We start from the raw sequence: 15,329 nt of genomic DNA, 5'->3' as shown, positions 1-15,329 counted from the left end.
TTTTATATCAAAACCATTGCACATGCGTTTCCCGAAGGTGACAACAGGGGTTTCCACAGGGGCCCAGGGTGTATGTTGCGCTGCGGTACCATCTTGGACCCACTACTGTCATGCTGGCGACTAAAGCCACACACATGAACGCTCCCACACCGCTCTCGCTGCTCGCGACCGCCACCGACGATGCGCCGCGCCTGCGCGAGATCCCCTACAACTACACCTCTTTCTCGGATCGAGAGATCGTCCTGCGCCTGCTCGGTGAGCGCGCATGGTCCCTGTTGGACAGCCTGCGCGGCGAGCGCCGCACCGGGCGTTCGGCCCGCATGCTCTATGAAGTGCTGGGCGACATCTGGGTGGTGCAGCGCAACCCCTACCTTCAGGACGACCTGCTCGACACGCCGAAGCGCCGCCAGCAACTGGTCGACGCCTTGCACCACCGCCTGGGCGAGGTGCAGAAGCGCCGCACCCCGGCCGACGACGCCGGGCGTGACGCCCTGGTGGTCGAGATGCTGACCGACGCGCGCGCGGCGGTGGACCGTTTTGCCCGCTCCTTCGAAGACATGGCCGCGCTGCGCCAGCGCGCCACCAAGGCGCTGCGCAAGCTGACCGCCAAGGACAACATCAAGTTCGACGGCCTGTCGCGCGTGTCGCACGTGACCGACGCGACCGACTGGCGCGTGGAGTACCCCTTCGTGGTGCTGTGCCCCGACACCGAGGCCGAGATGGCGCGCCTGGTCAAGGGTTGCATCGAGCTCGGCCTGACCATCATCCCGCGCGGCGGCGGCACCGGCTACACCGGCGGCGCGATCCCGCTGACCTGGAAGAGCGTGGTGATCAACACCGAGAAGCTTGAGGCCATGACCGAGGTGGAATGGGTGAAGGTGCCCGGCCACGACAAACCCTTGCCCACGGTCTGGACCGAGGCCGGTGTGGTCACCCAGCGCGTGGCCGATGCGGCCGAGCGCGCCGGCCATGTGTTCGCGGTGGACCCGACCTCGGCCGAGGCTTCCTGCGTGGGCGGCAACGTCGCCATGAACGCGGGTGGCAAAAAGGCCGTGCTCTGGGGCACGGCGCTGGACAACCTGGTGTCGTGGCGCATGGTCACGCCGCAGGCGCAATGGCTCGAAGTGACCCGCCTGGACCACAACCTGGGCAAGATCCACGACGCCGAGGTCGCCACCTTCGAGTTGCAGTACTTCGAGGCCGACGGCAAGACGCCGGTGCGCACCGAGAAACTGGTGATTCCTGGCCGCACCTTCCGCAAGGAAGGCCTGGGCAAGGACGTCACCGACAAATTCCTCAGCGGCCTGCCGGGCATCCAGAAGGAGGGCTGCGATGGCCTGATCACCAGCGCGCGCTGGCTGGTGCATCGCATGCCCGAGCACGTGCGCACGGTCTGTCTGGAATTCTTCGGCAACCCCAAGGACTGCGTGCCGTCCATCGTGGACATCAAGGACTTCATGTTCGGCGAGATGAAGCGCCCCGGTGGCGCCATCCTGGCCGGCCTGGAGCACCTCGACGACCGTTACCTGAAGGCCGTGGGCTACGCGACCAAGAGCAAGCGCGGCACCCTGCCCAAGATGGTGCTGATCGGCGACATCGTCGGTGACGACGCCGACGCCGTGGCGCGCGCCTCCAGCGAGGTGATCCGCCTGGCCAACTCGCGCAGCGGTGAAGGCTTCGTCGCCATCAGCGCCGAAGCGCGCAAGAAATTCTGGCTCGACCGCAAGCGCACCGCGGCCATCAGCAAGCACACCAACGCCTTCAAGATCAACGAAGACGTGGTGATCCCGCTGCCGCGCATGGGCGAGTACACCGAAGGCATCGAGCGCATCAACATCGAGCTGTCGCTGCGCAACAAGATCAAGCTGGCCGACGCGCTGGAAGCCCTCTTCTCCAAGGGCAACCTGCCGCTGGGCAAGACCGACGACGCCAGCGACATCCCCAGCGCCGAGCTGCTGGAAGACCGCGTGCAGCAGGCCCTGGCCCTGGTGCGCGAGGTGCGTGCGCTCTGGAGCGGCTGGCTGCGCGACATCGACGAGCTGTTCCCGCAATTGCAAGACCACCGCCTGCGCGCGAGCTGGAAAACCCAGATCCGCGCGCCGCTGCAAGGCATCTTCACCGGCGCCGCCTTCGGCCCGCTGCTGGCCGAATGCAATGCGATCCACAAGCGCGTGCTCAAGGGCCGGGTCTGGGTGGCGCTGCACATGCACGCCGGCGACGGCAACGTGCACACCAACATCCCGGTCAACAGCGACGACTACGAGATGCTGCAGACCGCACACGAAGCGGTGGCGCGCATCATGGTGCTGGCGCGCCGGCTGGACGGCGTGATCTCGGGCGAACACGGCATCGGCATCACCAAGCTGGAGTTCCTCACCGACGAGGAGCTGCAGCCCTTTGCCGACTACAAGCAGCGCGTCGACCCCGAAGGCCGCTTCAACAAGGGCAAGCTGCTGCGCCAGGGGCCGGTGGGCGATGCCAGCCTGCGCAGCGCCGACCTGTCCAACGCTTACACCCCCAGCTTCGGGCTGATGGGGCACGAGTCGATCATCATGCAGCGCAGCGAGATCGGCGCCATCGCCGACAGCGTCAAGGACTGCCTGCGCTGCGGCAAGTGCAAGCCGGTCTGCGCCACGCACGTGCCGCGCGCCAACCTGCTGTACTCGCCGCGCAACAAGATTCTGGCCACCTCGCTGCTGGTGGAAGCCTTCCTGTACGAAGAGCAGACCCGGCGCGGCATCAGCATCAAGCACTGGGAAGAGTTCGAGGACGTGGCCGACCACTGCACGGTCTGCCACAAGTGCCTGAGCCCCTGCCCTGTGAAGATCGACTTCGGCGATGTCACCATGAACATGCGCAACCTGTTGCGCAAGATGGGACAGAAGAGCTTCCGGCCCGGCAATGCCGCGGCCATGTTCTTCCTCAACGCGACCAACCCCGAGACCATCAAGTTCGTGCGTGGCGCCATGGTGGGCGTGGGCTTCAAGGCCCAGCGCCTGGCCAACGAGGTGCTGCAGCGCGTGGCGCGCAAGCAGACCAGCGCGCCGCCAGCCACGCTGGGCACGGCACCGATAAAAGAGCAGGTGATCCACTTCATCAACAAGAAGATGCCCGGTGGCCTGCCCAAGAAAACCGCGCGCGCCTTGCTGGACATCGAAGACAAGGACTACGTGCCCATCATCCGCAACCCGGTGGCCACCACCGCGGAAACGGAGGCGGTGTTCTATTTCCCGGGTTGCGGTTCGGAGCGCCTGTTCTCGCAGGTCGGCCTGGCCACCCAGGCGATGCTGTGGCACGCCGGCGTGCAGACCGTGCTGCCGCCGGGTTACCTGTGCTGCGGTTATCCGCAGCGCGGCAGTGGCCAGTTCGACAAGGCCGAGAAGATGATCACCGACAACCGGGTGCTCTTCCACCGCGTGGCCAACACGCTCAACTACCTGGACATCAAGACCGTGGTGGTGAGCTGCGGCACCTGCTACGACCAGCTCCAGGGGTATGAGTTCGACAAGATCTTCCCTGGCTGCCGCATCATCGACATCCACGAGTACCTGCTGGAAAAGGGCATCACGCTGCCGGCCGGACAGGGCGGTTACCTGTACCACGACCCCTGCCACACGCCGATGAAGCTGCAGGACCCGATGAAGACCGTGAAGGCGCTGGTTGGTGACAACGTGCTGGAGAGCAAGCGTTGCTGCGGTGAATCGGGCACGCTGGGCGTGACCCGGCCCGACATCTCGACCCAGATCCGCTTCCGCAAGGAAGAGGAAATCCAGAAGGGCGAAGCCGCCCTGCGCGCCGCCGGTACCGTGGGCGAGAAGGACAACGTGAAGATCCTCACCTCGTGCCCGAGCTGCCTGCAGGGTCTGAGCCGCTATGGCGACGACCTCAAGTCGGGCCTGCTCGAAGCCGATTACATCGTGGTGGAGATGGCGCGCCAGATCCTCGGCGAAGAATGGCTGCCCGAGTACGTGGCCAAGGCCAACGAAGGCGGCATCGAACGCGTGCTGGTCTGACCTGATATTGACGGAGAACGCCATGGCCGGATTGAGCAAGAACACCCCGACACCGCAGTCCATCACCCTGCACCAGCAGTCGCGCGTGCTGGAAGTCGGTTTTTCCGACGGCAGCGAGTACCGCATTCCGTTCGAGCTGATGCGGGTCTACTCGCCCTCGGCCGAGGTGCAGGGCCACGGCAAGGGCCAGGAAGTGCTGCAGCACGGCAAGCGCGAAGTGGCCATCGTGGACCTGGCGGCGGTCGGCAACTACGCCGTGCAGCCCACCTTCTCCGACGGCCACCAGTCCGGCATCTTTTCCTGGGACTACCTGCATTTCCTGGGGTCCCAGCAAGACCAGCTGTGGGCCGAGTACGAAGCGCGCCTGCTGGCCGCCGGCGTACAGCGCGACGATCCCATGCCCGAAAAAGGCGGCCACGCCTGCGGCAGCCACTGAAGACGAGGACAATCCAGCCCATGGCTTCCACCCATTTCGGATTCAAGACCGTCGACGAGCAGGACAAGGCGCAGAAGGTGCGCAGCGTGTTCGACTCCGTCGCGCCCAAGTACGACGTGATGAACGACCTCATGTCGGCCGGGCTGCACCGCCTCTGGAAGCGCTACACCATGACGGTGGCCAACCCGCAGCCGGGCGACCAGGTGCTGGACATCGCGGGTGGTACCGGCGACCTGTCGCTGGCCTTCGCGCGCAAGGTTGGCGCCAGTGGCCGCGTGGTGCACACCGACATCAACGAAGCCATGCTGCGCGAGGGCCGCACGCGCCTGCTCGACCTTGGTGTGGTGCTGCCCACGATGGTGTGCGACGCCGAAAAGCTGCCGTTTGCCGATGCCTCGTTCGACTTCGTGTCGGTGGCCTTCGGCCTGCGCAACATGACGCACAAGGAACTTGCACTGGCCGAAATGCATCGGACCCTCAAGCCGGGCGGCAAATTGCTGGTGCTGGAATTTTCCCGGGTGGCCAAACCGCTCGAGAAAGCCTACGACTGGTATTCGTTCAACGTGCTGCCCAAACTGGGCAAGCTGGTGGCCAACGACGAGGACAGCTACCGCTACCTCGCCGAGTCCATCCGCATGCACCCCGGGCAGGAAGAGCTGCGGCAGATGATGCGCGGCGCGGGTTTTGGCCATGTCGACGTGCACAACCTGAGCGCCGGAGTGGTGGCGCTGCACGTGGGCATCAAGTGCTGATCCTGTCGGCAGTTAGACAGTTGGATAGAGTTGGTTTTTCCCTTGGTTTTTTGATGGAGACAAGCGTATGAACAAGTTGTGGTCGGTGTTGTTGGTCTGCGTGATGGCGCTGGGCTCGCACGATGTGTGGGCCAAGCGCATGGGCGGCGGGATGTCGTTCGGCAAGCAGTCCGGCAACGTGACGCAGCGCAACAGCGCGCCCCCGTCGCAACAGGCGGCGCCACAGCAAGCCCCGTCGCAGAACGCCGCCGCGCGCCCGGCCACCCCCGCGGGTGCCGCCGCTGCCGCGCCCAAGCGCCCCTGGGGCGCCATGCTGGGTGGCCTGGCCGCCGGCCTCGGCCTGGCCTGGCTGGCCTCCAGCCTGGGCCTGGGTGAAGCCTTCGGCCAGATCCTGCTGTTCGGCCTGCTGGCCATGGTGGTCATGGCGGTCATCGGCATGGTGATGCGCCGCCGCGCGGGTGCCACCGGCACACAAGCCTCTTCGCCTTCCATGGCTTACCAGGGCGCTGGTCGCTCGCAGTTCGAGCCCGTCACGCCACGCAGCTACCAGCCGCAGAACGTCGGCAACGATGCGTCGGCGCGTCCCTGGGAGCGCAGCGGCCCGGCCGGCCTGACCGCGGCCAACGGGGGTTCGCAGATCGGTTCCGCGCTGCAGGGCAGCCAGAACTGGGGTGTGCCCGCCGGTTTCGACGCCGAAGGTTTCCTCAAGGCCTCCAAGGCTAACTTCGTGAGCCTGCAGGACGCCTGGGACCGTTCCGACATCCCGGCCCTGCGCGCCATGATGACCGACGACATGCTGGAGCAGATCCGCAGCCAGCTTGCCGAGCGCGAGGAATCGGCCGGTGGCCGCGTGAACAAGACCGAGGTGGTGATGCTCGAAGCCCAGTTGCTGGGCATCGAGGAACTGCACGGTGAGTACATGGCCAGCGTGGAGTTCTCCGGCCTGATCCGCGAAGAAGCCTCGGCTGGCCCGAATCCGTTCCGCGAAGTCTGGAACATCACCCGCCCCAAAGCCGGCTCCGGCGGCTGGCTGGTGGCCGGTGTGCAGGCCCTGCAATAAGCCTCGCGGGCTGATCGCGCCGGCAGCGGCGCTTTATCCGTCAAAATCGGGTGGTCATGAAAAATGAACCACCCGTTTTTTCGTCCGCCGCCGCCCAGGCCGCCGCGGCACCGCTGAACTTCCTGCAATCCCTGCTGGGCGCGATCCGGCCGCCTGAATGGGTGGTCGACGAGCTGCAGAACCGCGTCGTGCTGTTCCTCAACCACGTGCTGATGCAGGAGAAGATCGCGCAGGAGCGCCTGCGCCGCCAGAAGGGCAAGCCGGTGCGGGTGCAGTGGGGTGATTTCCACCTCACGCTCGCGCCCACCGCGGCCGGCCTGCTGGAGCGTTGCGCACCCGATGCCAAGCCCGAACTCAGCGTCACGCTGACCCAGACCTCGCCGCTGTCGCTGGCGCAGAGCGTGCTGGCCGGGCAGAAGCCCGGGGTCGACATCCAGGGTGACGTGCAGCTGGCCGCCGAAGTTGCCTGGCTGGTCGACAACGTGCGCTGGGACGTCGAGGAAGACCTGTCGCGCATCGTCGGCGACGCCACCGCCCACACCTTGTCGCGTTTTGCACGTTCGGCCGCCGAAGCGGTGAAGGCCTTCGTGCAGCGCCTGCCTGAGGGTTTCGCGGCGCGTGCGCCCGCCGCCAGTGCGGCCGCTGCCACCGAGACACCAGTGCCACCGCGCGCGGACGGACCCGCGGCATGAGTCGTTTGTTCCGGGGCGCCTTCATCGTCTGGGTGGTGCTGCGTTACGGCCTTGACGAGCTGGTGCTCTCCAGCTTCGAGCGGCCGTGGATCCGCCTGCTGACGCGCATCGTCTCCACCGGACGCAAACTCGACGCCCCGCGCGGCGCGCGCCTGCGTGAGGCGCTGGAGCGGCTGGGCCCGATCTTCGTCAAGTTCGGCCAGGTGCTCTCGACCCGACGCGACCTGCTGCCGCCCGACATCGCCGACGAGCTCGCGCACCTGCAAGACCGGGTGCCGCCGTTCCCCAGCGAGGTCGCGGTGGCCACCATCGAGCGCGCCTTCGGAAAACCGCTGTCGGCCGTGTTCTCGCACTTCGAGCAGGTGCCGGTGGCCAGTGCGTCCGTCGCCCAGGTGCACTTCGCCACCTTGCTCGACGGCCGCCACGGCGGGCGCGAGGTGGCGGTGAAGGTGCTGCGGCCCAACATGCGGCCGGTGATCGACAAAGACCTGAGCCTGATGCGCATGATGGCCGGCTGGGTCGAGCGCCTGTCTGCCGACGGCAAGCGCCTGAAGCCGCGCGAGGTGGTGGCCGAGTTCGACAAGTACCTGCACGACGAGCTCGACTTGCTGCGCGAAGCCTCCAACGCGGCCCAGCTGCGCCGCAACATGCAGGGCCTCGATCTGGTGCTGATCCCGGAGATGCTCTGGGACTACTGCCACACCGAAGTGATGGTGATGGAGCGCATGCACGGCATCCAGATCAACCGCGTCGACGCCTTGCGCGCTGCCGGCGTGGACATCCCGAAGCTGGCGCGCGACGGCGTCACCATCTTCTTCACCCAGGTGTTCCGCGACGGCTTCTTCCATGCCGACATGCACCCGGGCAACATCCAGGTCAGCACCGCGCCCGGCACCTTCGGGCGCTACATCTCGCTCGACTTCGGCATCGTCGGCACGCTGACCGAGTTCGACAAGGAATACCTGGCGCAGAACTTCACCGCCTTCCTCCGGCGCGACTACAAACGGGTGGCCGAGTTGCACGTCGAGTCCGGCTGGGTGCCGGCCGACACCCGGATCGACGAGCTGGAGTCTTCGATCCGCGCGGTCTGCGAACCGTACTTTGACCGGCCGCTGAAGGAAATTTCGCTCGGGATGGTGCTGATGCGGCTGTTCCAGACCTCGCGCCGCTTCCACGTCGAGATCCAGCCGCAGCTGGTGCTGCTGCAGAAAACCCTGCTCAACATCGAAGGCCTGGGGCGCGATCTCGACCCCGAACTCGATCTCTGGAGCACCGCCAAGCCCTTCCTGGAAAAGTGGATGGTGGAGCAGGTCGGCCCGCAGAAGCTGCTGCAGCAGCTCAAGGCCGAGGCGCCGCAATACGCCAAGCTGCTGCCCGCCCTGCCACGCCTGCTGCACGATTACCTGCAGCACAAGCCGCACGAACTGCGGCGCGAACTCGACACTCTGGTGGCCGAGCAGCGCCGCACCAACCGCCTGCTGCAGGCCATCATCTACTGCGGTTTCGGCTTTCTGATCGGCCTGGTGGTGGTCCAGGTGCTGATGCGCGTGAGCCTCTGGTAGAGCCCCCGCTGCCGGCTGGCAGGGGCGCTTACCGGGCGCGGGCGGTTGACACACCCTCAATTTATAATGGCCGGTTTTGTTCCACGTCCCGCACGGGGAGCATCCGGCACCGTGCGGTGTCCGGCTCCACCGGGGCGCCACTGCCCACCACCCAAGTCCACGCCATGCCTATTTATGCCTACAAGTGCGAGTCCTGCGGCCATGCCAAGGACGTGCTGCAAAAAATGTCGGATGACCCGCTCAGCGTGTGTCCGGCCTGCGGGCAGGCCAGCTTCAAGAAACAACTGACCGCCGCCGGCTTCCAGCTCAAGGGGTCCGGCTGGTACGTGACCGATTTCCGCGAAGGCAACAAGCCAGCCACCACCGCCCCGGCCACCGATGGCGGCGCGTCCGCACCGGCCGCCAAACCGGCGGGTGATGGCGCTGCCGCCGCTGCGCCGGCCCCGGCCGCCGCCCCTGCTGCGTCGCCCGCGCCGGCACCGGCCAGCACCACCCCATCCTCGAGCAGCAGCAACTGAGCCTTTACATGCCCTCCGTGCGCAAATGGCTGTTTGCCGGCCTGCTGGTCCTGGTGCCCCTGATCATCACCCTGTGGGTGCTGGACTGGGTGGTGAGCACGCTCGACCTGACCCTGCGCATCCTGCCCACCAGCTGGCAGCCCGACCAGCTCTTCGGCATGCACATTCCGGGGCTGGGCGTGTTGTTCGCGCTGGTGGTGGTGCTCACCATCGGCGCCCTGGCCTCCAACATCATCGGCAACAAGCTGGTGGGCTGGTGGCATGCATTGCTGCACCGCATTCCGGTGGTGCGCTCCATCTACTCCGGCGTCAAGCAGGTGTCGGACACGCTGTTCTCCGAGAAGGGCAATGCCTTTCGCAAGGCCTTGCTGGTGCAATGGCCGCACGAGGGCATGTGGACCATCGCCTTTCTCACCGGTTCCCCGGCGGGCGACGTGCTGGGCCACCTGCAGTCCATGCCCGGTGGCGCCGAGCACGACGAGTTCTTGAGCGTCTACGTGCCGACCACGCCCAACCCCACCGGCGGTTATTTCGTGATGCTGCGCAAGAGCGCCTGCATCGAGCTGCAGATGAGCGTGGACGAAGCGCTGACCTACATCGTCTCCATGGGTGTGATCGTGCCCGGTGGACCGAAGAATCCCCAGATCAAGGTGGCGGCCGACGGCGCCATCACTCCCCTGTCCTGATGTGTCCCCGCGGGCCTGGCCTGCGAACCTGTTGAAAGAAGAAGCGAAATGGCGATGCGTACCCACTATTGCGGTCTGGTGACCGAAGCCCAGTTGGGCCAAACCGTGCAGCTCTGCGGCTGGGTGAACCGCCGCCGCGACCACGGTGGTGTGATCTTCATCGACCTGCGCGACCGCGAAGGCTACGTGCAGGTGGTGTGCGACCCCGACCGCGCCGAGATGTTCAACACCGCCGAAGACGTGCGCAACGAGTTCTGCGTGCAGGTCACCGGCCTGGTGCGCGCGCGTCCCGCCGGCACCACCAACGACAAGCTCAAGAGCGGCCAGATCGAGGTGCTGTGCCACGAACTCAAGGTGCTCAACGCGTCCGTCACGCCGCCGTTCCAGATCGACGACGAGAACCTGTCGGAGACCACGCGCCTCACGCACCGTGTGCTCGACCTGCGCCGCCCCTACATGCAGAAGAACCTGATGTTGCGCTACAAGGTGGCGATGCAGGTGCGCAACTTCCTCGATGCCGAAGGCTTCGTGGACATCGAGACGCCCATGCTGGGCAAGAGCACGCCCGAAGGCGCGCGCGACTACCTCGTGCCCAGCCGCGTGCACGACGGCCACTTCTTCGCGCTGCCGCAGTCGCCCCAGCTGTACAAGCAGATGCTGATGGTGGCCGGCTACGACCGCTACTACCAGATAACCAAGTGCTTCCGCGACGAAGACCTGCGCGCCGACCGCCAGCCCGAGTTCACGCAGATCGACTGCGAGACCTCCTTCCTGGGTGAAGAGGACATCCGTGCGCTGTTCCAGCGCATGGTCATCGAGGTCTTCAAGACCCAGCTGAACGTGGATCTGGGCGAGTTCCCGATCATGAGCTACCAGGAAGCCGCCTTCCGCTTCGGCTCCGACAAGCCGGACCTGCGCGTGAAGCTCGAATTCACCGAGCTGACCGAAGTCATGAAGACTGTGGACTTCAAGGTCTTCTCGGGCCCGGCCAATGCCGAAGGCGGCCGCGTGGTGGCCCTGCGCGTGCCCGGTGGCAGCGAGATGAGCCGTGGCGAGATCGACGGCTATACCGAATTCGTCAAGATCTACGGCGCCAAGGGCCTGGCCTGGATCAAGGTCAACGACGTGGCCAAGGGCCGCGATGGCCTGCAGTCGCCGATCGTGAAGAACCTGCACGACGAAGCCCTGACCGAAATTCTCAAGCGCACCGGCGCGCAGGACGGCGATCTGCTGTTCTTCGGTGCCGACAAGCTCAAGATCGTCAACGACGCCATCGGCGCGCTGCGCCTGAAGGTGGGCCACAGCGAGTTTGGCAAGAAGATCGGCCTGTTCGAAAACCGCTGGGCGCCGCTGTGGGTGGTGGACTTCCCGATGTTCGAATTCGACGAGGACGAGCAGCGCTGGAACGCCGTGCACCATCCCTTCACCGCCCCCAAGGACGGCCACGAAGACCTGATGGACACCAACCCGGGCGCCTGCCTGGCCAAGGCCTACGACATGGTGCTCAACGGCTGGGAGCTGGGCGGCGGTTCGGTGCGTATCCACCGCGCCGACGTGCAGCAGAAGGCCTTTGACGCGCTGAAGATCACGCCCGAGGCGGCGCAGCTGAAGTTCGGTTACCTGCTCGACGCGCTGCAGTATGGCGCGCCCCCGCACGGTGGCCTGGCCTTCGGCCTGGATCGCCTGATCACGCTGATGACTGGCGCCGAGTCGATCCGCGACGTGATCGCTTTCCCCAAGACCCAGCGCGCGCAAGACCTGCTGACCCAGGCCCCCAGCCCGGTGGACGAGAAGCAGCTGCGCGAACTGCACATCCGACTGCGCAACGTGGACCTGGCCAAGGCCGGCTGAACGTTCCGCGATGGCCATGCAAAAGGGCGCCCGAGGGGCGCCCTTTTTTGTTGTGTGTCATGCGAGGGTGCTGCGCGAAGCCAAGGCTTGACCAGAATCAGCGTTGTCCTACGAAGGTGTTTGGTACCATGACTTTTCAATCTCACCAACACCTCAAGGAGTCCAACATGGCCAAGAAACAAGACGCCCTCGCCGCCAAAGACGAACTGGTTGCCGAACTGCAACGCGTCATCGCCGACGCCGAAGAGCTGATGCAGGTCACCGCCCACCAGACCGAAGGCAAGGTGGTTGAGCTGCGCGAACGCATCGGCGACAACCTGCGCGAAGCACGCAGCCGTCTGCTCGATGCCGAGGCCGCCATCAAGGAACGCACGCGTGAAGTGGCACGTGTCACCGACGAATACGTGCACGAGAACCCGTGGCCCGCCATTGGCGCCGCAGCCGGTGTCGGTCTGGTGATCGGCCTGCTGGTCGGCCGCCGCTGATCCGGTAACGCCACATGGCCAGCCCGCAGCGCCTGTCCTCGTCCGTCAAGGGCCTGGCTGCCACCGCGATCGAACTGGTCCAGCTGCGGCTGGAGCTGTTCAGCATCGAAGCCCAGGAAGAGGTGCTGCGTGTCGGCGCCTTGCTGGTCTACGGTGCGGTGGCGGTGGCCTTCCTCAGTCTCGGCGTCGTGCTGCTCGCGCTGCTCATCACGGTGGCCCTGTGGGACCAACACCGCCTGCTGGCGCTGGGCATTTTCACCGGCCTGTTTTTGTTGATCGGTGGTGGTTCGCTCTGGCTCGCGCGCGAACGCGTTCGCTCGGGCACCCGCCTGTTCTCGGCCAGCGTCGAAGAGCTGCGGCAGGACAGCGCCGCCCTGCGCGCCAGCAAGGACGAGCTGTGAACCCTCGTGGCATCGTCCTGGCCCGTCGGCGCGAAGCGCTGCTGCGGCGCTCGACCCTGCTGCGCCGGCGCATGCGGCACGACGCCATGGCATTGCAGCCGGCACTGGTCTGGATGGACCGCGTGCACGATGGCGTGATGTGGTTGCGCAACAACCCGTTGGTGGCCTTGGCCGGTGGCCTGGGCCTGGCGGTGTCGCGCCCGCAACGCTGGCTGGGGCTGGGCATGCGCGCCTGGTCCATGTGGCAGACCTTCAAGCGCGTGCGCGCCGCCACCACCAGCAGCAACCCACGGCGCCGCGTGCGCTGAGCGCCACACCTTGAACGGTTCGCCGTGAAGATTCCGCAGTCGGTGCTGGTGGTGATCCACACGCCTGCACTGCAGGTGTTGCTGATAGAGCGTGCCGATGCGCCCGGCTTCTGGCAATCCGTCACCGGCTCCAAGGACCATGTCGACGAAAGCTTCGCGGCCACCGCCGCGCGTGAGGTCCGGGAAGAAACCGGGCTCGATGCGCTGGCCGCCGGCCACAGCCTGCGCGACTGGGGGCTGGAAAACGTCTACGAGATTTATCCCCAATGGCGCCACCGTTATGCCGACGGCATCACGCACAACACCGAGCACCTGTTCGGCCTGTGCATTCCGGCGCCGCTGCCGGTGCGGCTGAGCGCGCGCGAACACCGCGACCAGCTCTGGTTGCCCTGGCCCGAAGCGGCCGAGCGCTGTTTTTCGCCCTCCAATGCAGAAGCCCTGACCTGGTTGCCGCTGCTGGGCGGGCTCCACTCCCACGCCTGAGCCTTGATGGCATGATTTGCACATGAGCATCGTGCGCGTCGCCACTTACAACATCCACAAGGGAGTGCAGGGCCTGGGCCCGGGCCGCCGGCTGGAGATCCACAACCTCGCACATGCGGTCGAGCAGTTCGATGCCGACATCGTCTGCCTGCAGGAGGTGCGCCGACACCACCGCAAGTTCGAGAAGAGCTTCAGCCGCTGGCCCGACCTGGACCAGGCCGGGTACCTCTCGCCCGAGGGTTACGAATCGATCTACCGCACCAACGCCATCACGCGCCACGGCGAACACGGCAACGCGTTGCTGTCGCGCTGGCCGGTGCTGGACACCCAACACTCCGACGTGTCCGACCACCGCTTCGAACAACGTGGCCTGCTGCACGTGCAGCTGCTGGTGGAGCAGGTGCAGGTGCATGTGATCGTGGTGCACTTCGGCCTGATGCACGCCGGCCGTGAACGCCAGGTGCAGCGCCTGGGCGAACACATCAGGACCACCGTGGCGCCCGATGCGCCGCTGATCGTCGCGGGGGACTTCAACGACTGGGGTGCCCAGCTGCTGCGGCCGATGGCGGCGCTCGACCTGCACACCTTCGAAGGCATCCGCCTCGCCACCTACCCATCGCGCCTGCCGCTGCTGCACCTGGACCGCGTCTTCGTGCGCGGCCTGCGGCCGGTCTCGGCCCATGTGCCGCACGGCCGCGTGTGGTCGCGCATGTCGGACCACCTGCCCCTGATCGCCGAGCTCGAGTTGTTGTGAGCGCCACTCCACCCGCCCCTGTGGCGCGTGCCGCCCGGCACGCGCCCATGCGCGGTGGTCACCAGTTGCTGCTGCTGCAGGGTGGGGAGGCGTTTTTCCCCTCGCTGGTTCAGGCCATGGACGCGGCGCGCACCGTGGTGCACCTGGAAACCTACATCTTCGAATTCGCCGGCAGCGCGCTGAGCGTGGCCGAAGCGCTGGAGCGCGCGGCGCAACGCGGCGTGGTGGTGCGCCTGCTGGTCGATGGCGTGGGCACGCCGCAGGTGCCCGCCGAGTGGGTGCAGCGTTTTGCCGCCGCCGGCGTGACCCTGCGCACCTATGCGCCGCTGGGCCGCCTGGGCCTGTTGCTGCCGAGCCGCTGGCGCCGCCTGCACCGCAAGCTCTGCGTGGTGGATGGGGTGGTGGGCTTCTGCGGCGGCATCAACATCATCGACGACCAGGACGACGTCGTGCTCGGGCGGCTCAATGCACCGCGGCTGGACTTCGCCCTGCGCGTGGCGGGCCCGCTGGTGGACGACATGGTCGAGGCCATGGAGCAGCTCTGGTGGCGCATGCTGGCGGCACGCCGGGTGCGCCAGCGCGAGTTCAAGGCCGCCTGGGACGCCTTGCGCGCCTCGCGCCCGGTGGGCGATTTCACGCGCCTGCTGCAGAAGATCGAAACCGACGTGGCGCTGAGCGAGCCGGCCCTGCTGGAGGGACCGTTCCCCGAGACCTCGCCCTTTCCGCTGGGTGTGGACAGTGCGCGCGCCACGCTGCTGCTGCGCGACAACGTGAGCCACCGGCACGACATCGAGCGCGCTTACCTGAAGGCCATTGGCGCGGCGCGGCACGAGATCGTGATCTGCAACGCCTACTTCATTCCCGGGCGCAAGCTGCGGCGCGCGCTCACCGTGGCCGCCGCACGTGGCGTGCGCGTGCGCCTGCTGTTGCAGGGCAAGTACGAACGCTTCATGCAGTACCGCGCGGCGCGGCCGGTGTACCAGCAGCTGGTGGACGCCGGCATCGAGATCCACGAGTACGCACCGAGCGCGTTGCACGCCAAGGTGGCGGTGATCGACCGGCGCTGGAGCACCGTGGGCTCGACCAACCTCGACCCGCTGTCCATGCTGCTGGCGCGCGAGGCCAATGTGATGACCAACGACCGGCGTTTCTCCGGACTGTTGCACACCTACCTCGACGGCTTGCTGCAGCACGCTGGCCAGGTGCTCAACGCCCAGACCCTGAGCCAGCGCCCGTGGCGGCAGCGCCTGCTGGACCGCATCGCGTTCGGCATCATGCGCGCCACCTTGTTCGTGACCGGCCACAGGTATTGATGGAACACCCCCCTG

15 protein-coding genes are annotated in these 15,329 nt (G+C 66.5%); all 15 read left to right on the top strand.

Annotation, left to right across the window (positions count from 1 at the left end; translation table 11 throughout):
• The first annotated feature begins 134 nt into the window (after positions 1-134).
• Complete coding sequence (locus HPA01S_RS07120) at positions 135-4,013, top strand: DUF3683 domain-containing protein (protein WP_066268284.1); 3,879 nt, start codon at positions 135-137, stop codon at positions 4,011-4,013.
• A 22-nt stretch (positions 4,014-4,035) separates the two neighbouring features.
• Positions 4,036-4,449, top strand: coding sequence for a gamma-butyrobetaine hydroxylase family protein (locus HPA01S_RS07115; protein ID WP_066268282.1), 414 nt, complete (start codon positions 4,036-4,038; stop codon positions 4,447-4,449).
• Between the two features lie 20 nt (positions 4,450-4,469).
• Positions 4,470-5,201 (top strand): bifunctional demethylmenaquinone methyltransferase/2-methoxy-6-polyprenyl-1,4-benzoquinol methylase UbiE, encoded by a 732-nt coding sequence (gene ubiE, locus HPA01S_RS07110; RefSeq protein ID WP_066268281.1) that lies wholly within the window; start codon positions 4,470-4,472, stop codon positions 5,199-5,201.
• Positions 5,202-5,268: 67 nt separating this feature from the next.
• Positions 5,269-6,261, top strand: a complete 993-nt coding sequence (locus HPA01S_RS07105; RefSeq protein WP_066268279.1) for a Tim44 domain-containing protein — start codon at positions 5,269-5,271, stop codon at positions 6,259-6,261.
• Positions 6,262-6,317: 56 nt separating this feature from the next.
• Positions 6,318-6,953: a ubiquinone biosynthesis accessory factor UbiJ gene (locus HPA01S_RS07100; protein WP_066268275.1), complete on the top strand. Its 636-nt coding sequence runs from the start codon at positions 6,318-6,320 to the stop codon at positions 6,951-6,953.
• The gene (ubiB, locus tag HPA01S_RS07095) at positions 6,950-8,515 is read left to right on the top strand and encodes a ubiquinone biosynthesis regulatory protein kinase UbiB (protein ID WP_066268273.1); all 1,566 of its coding nucleotides are present in this window, start codon (positions 6,950-6,952) and stop codon (positions 8,513-8,515) included. The genes HPA01S_RS07100 and ubiB overlap by 4 nt, the downstream gene beginning before the upstream one ends.
• A gap of 164 nt (positions 8,516-8,679) precedes the next feature.
• Complete coding sequence (locus HPA01S_RS07090) at positions 8,680-9,033, top strand: FmdB family zinc ribbon protein (protein ID WP_066268518.1); 354 nt, start codon at positions 8,680-8,682, stop codon at positions 9,031-9,033.
• Between the two features lie 8 nt (positions 9,034-9,041).
• Positions 9,042-9,719, top strand: coding sequence for a DUF502 domain-containing protein (locus HPA01S_RS07085; RefSeq protein WP_066268271.1), 678 nt, complete (start codon positions 9,042-9,044; stop codon positions 9,717-9,719).
• Positions 9,720-9,767: 48 nt separating this feature from the next.
• Entirely contained in the window at positions 9,768-11,570 is a 1,803-nt protein-coding gene (gene aspS, locus HPA01S_RS07080) for an aspartate--tRNA ligase (protein WP_066268269.1), read from the top strand.
• A 167-nt stretch (positions 11,571-11,737) separates the two neighbouring features.
• Entirely contained in the window at positions 11,738-12,055 is a 318-nt protein-coding gene (locus HPA01S_RS07075) for an ElaB/YgaM/YqjD family protein (protein ID WP_066268267.1), read from the top strand.
• Positions 12,056-12,069: 14 nt separating this feature from the next.
• On the top strand, positions 12,070-12,456 hold the full coding sequence (locus tag HPA01S_RS07070) for a phage holin family protein (protein WP_066268266.1): 387 nt from the start codon (positions 12,070-12,072) through the stop codon (positions 12,454-12,456).
• Positions 12,453-12,764, top strand: coding sequence for a YqjK family protein (locus tag HPA01S_RS07065; protein ID WP_066268262.1), 312 nt, complete (start codon positions 12,453-12,455; stop codon positions 12,762-12,764). The genes HPA01S_RS07070 and HPA01S_RS07065 overlap by 4 nt, the downstream gene beginning before the upstream one ends.
• Before the next feature lie 24 nt (positions 12,765-12,788).
• A complete protein-coding gene (gene nudB, locus HPA01S_RS07060) occupies positions 12,789-13,247 on the top strand; it encodes a dihydroneopterin triphosphate diphosphatase (RefSeq protein WP_066268260.1) in 459 nt (152 codons plus the stop codon).
• A 22-nt stretch (positions 13,248-13,269) separates the two neighbouring features.
• Positions 13,270-14,001, top strand: a complete 732-nt coding sequence (locus HPA01S_RS07055; RefSeq protein WP_066268258.1) for an endonuclease/exonuclease/phosphatase family protein — start codon at positions 13,270-13,272, stop codon at positions 13,999-14,001.
• A 47-nt stretch (positions 14,002-14,048) separates the two neighbouring features.
• Positions 14,049-15,314 (top strand): cardiolipin synthase ClsB, encoded by a 1,266-nt coding sequence (clsB, locus tag HPA01S_RS07050; RefSeq protein WP_066268256.1) that lies wholly within the window; start codon positions 14,049-14,051, stop codon positions 15,312-15,314.
• Positions 15,315-15,329 lie beyond the last annotated feature (15 nt).

This window comes from Hydrogenophaga palleronii NBRC 102513, from assembly GCF_001571225.1.
Lineage (GTDB): Bacteria > Pseudomonadota > Gammaproteobacteria > Burkholderiales > Burkholderiaceae_C > Hydrogenophaga > Hydrogenophaga palleronii.
Note: the sequence above shows the minus strand (reverse complement) of the source record. Positions and strands in the feature narration are given on the sequence as shown.

Bases quoted from the DNA above. Each gene is read 5' to 3' on its own strand.
- HPA01S_RS07120 (WP_066268284.1), top strand. From the start codon at position 135: ATGAACGCTCCCACACCGCTCTCGCTGCTCGCGACCGCCACCGACGAT.
- HPA01S_RS07115 (WP_066268282.1), top strand. From the start codon at position 4,036: ATGGCCGGATTGAGCAAGAACACCCCGACACCGCAGTCCATCACCCTG.
- ubiE (WP_066268281.1), top strand. From the start codon at position 4,470: ATGGCTTCCACCCATTTCGGATTCAAGACCGTCGACGAGCAGGACAAG.
- HPA01S_RS07105 (WP_066268279.1), top strand. From the start codon at position 5,269: ATGAACAAGTTGTGGTCGGTGTTGTTGGTCTGCGTGATGGCGCTGGGC.
- HPA01S_RS07100 (WP_066268275.1), top strand. From the start codon at position 6,318: ATGAAAAATGAACCACCCGTTTTTTCGTCCGCCGCCGCCCAGGCCGCC.
- ubiB (WP_066268273.1), top strand. From the start codon at position 6,950: ATGAGTCGTTTGTTCCGGGGCGCCTTCATCGTCTGGGTGGTGCTGCGT.
- HPA01S_RS07090 (WP_066268518.1), top strand. From the start codon at position 8,680: ATGCCTATTTATGCCTACAAGTGCGAGTCCTGCGGCCATGCCAAGGAC.
- HPA01S_RS07085 (WP_066268271.1), top strand. From the start codon at position 9,042: ATGCCCTCCGTGCGCAAATGGCTGTTTGCCGGCCTGCTGGTCCTGGTG.
- aspS (WP_066268269.1), top strand. From the start codon at position 9,768: ATGGCGATGCGTACCCACTATTGCGGTCTGGTGACCGAAGCCCAGTTG.
- HPA01S_RS07075 (WP_066268267.1), top strand. From the start codon at position 11,738: ATGGCCAAGAAACAAGACGCCCTCGCCGCCAAAGACGAACTGGTTGCC.
- HPA01S_RS07070 (WP_066268266.1), top strand. From the start codon at position 12,070: ATGGCCAGCCCGCAGCGCCTGTCCTCGTCCGTCAAGGGCCTGGCTGCC.
- HPA01S_RS07055 (WP_066268258.1), top strand. From the start codon at position 13,270: ATGAGCATCGTGCGCGTCGCCACTTACAACATCCACAAGGGAGTGCAG.
- clsB (WP_066268256.1), top strand. From the start codon at position 14,049: ATGCGCGGTGGTCACCAGTTGCTGCTGCTGCAGGGTGGGGAGGCGTTT.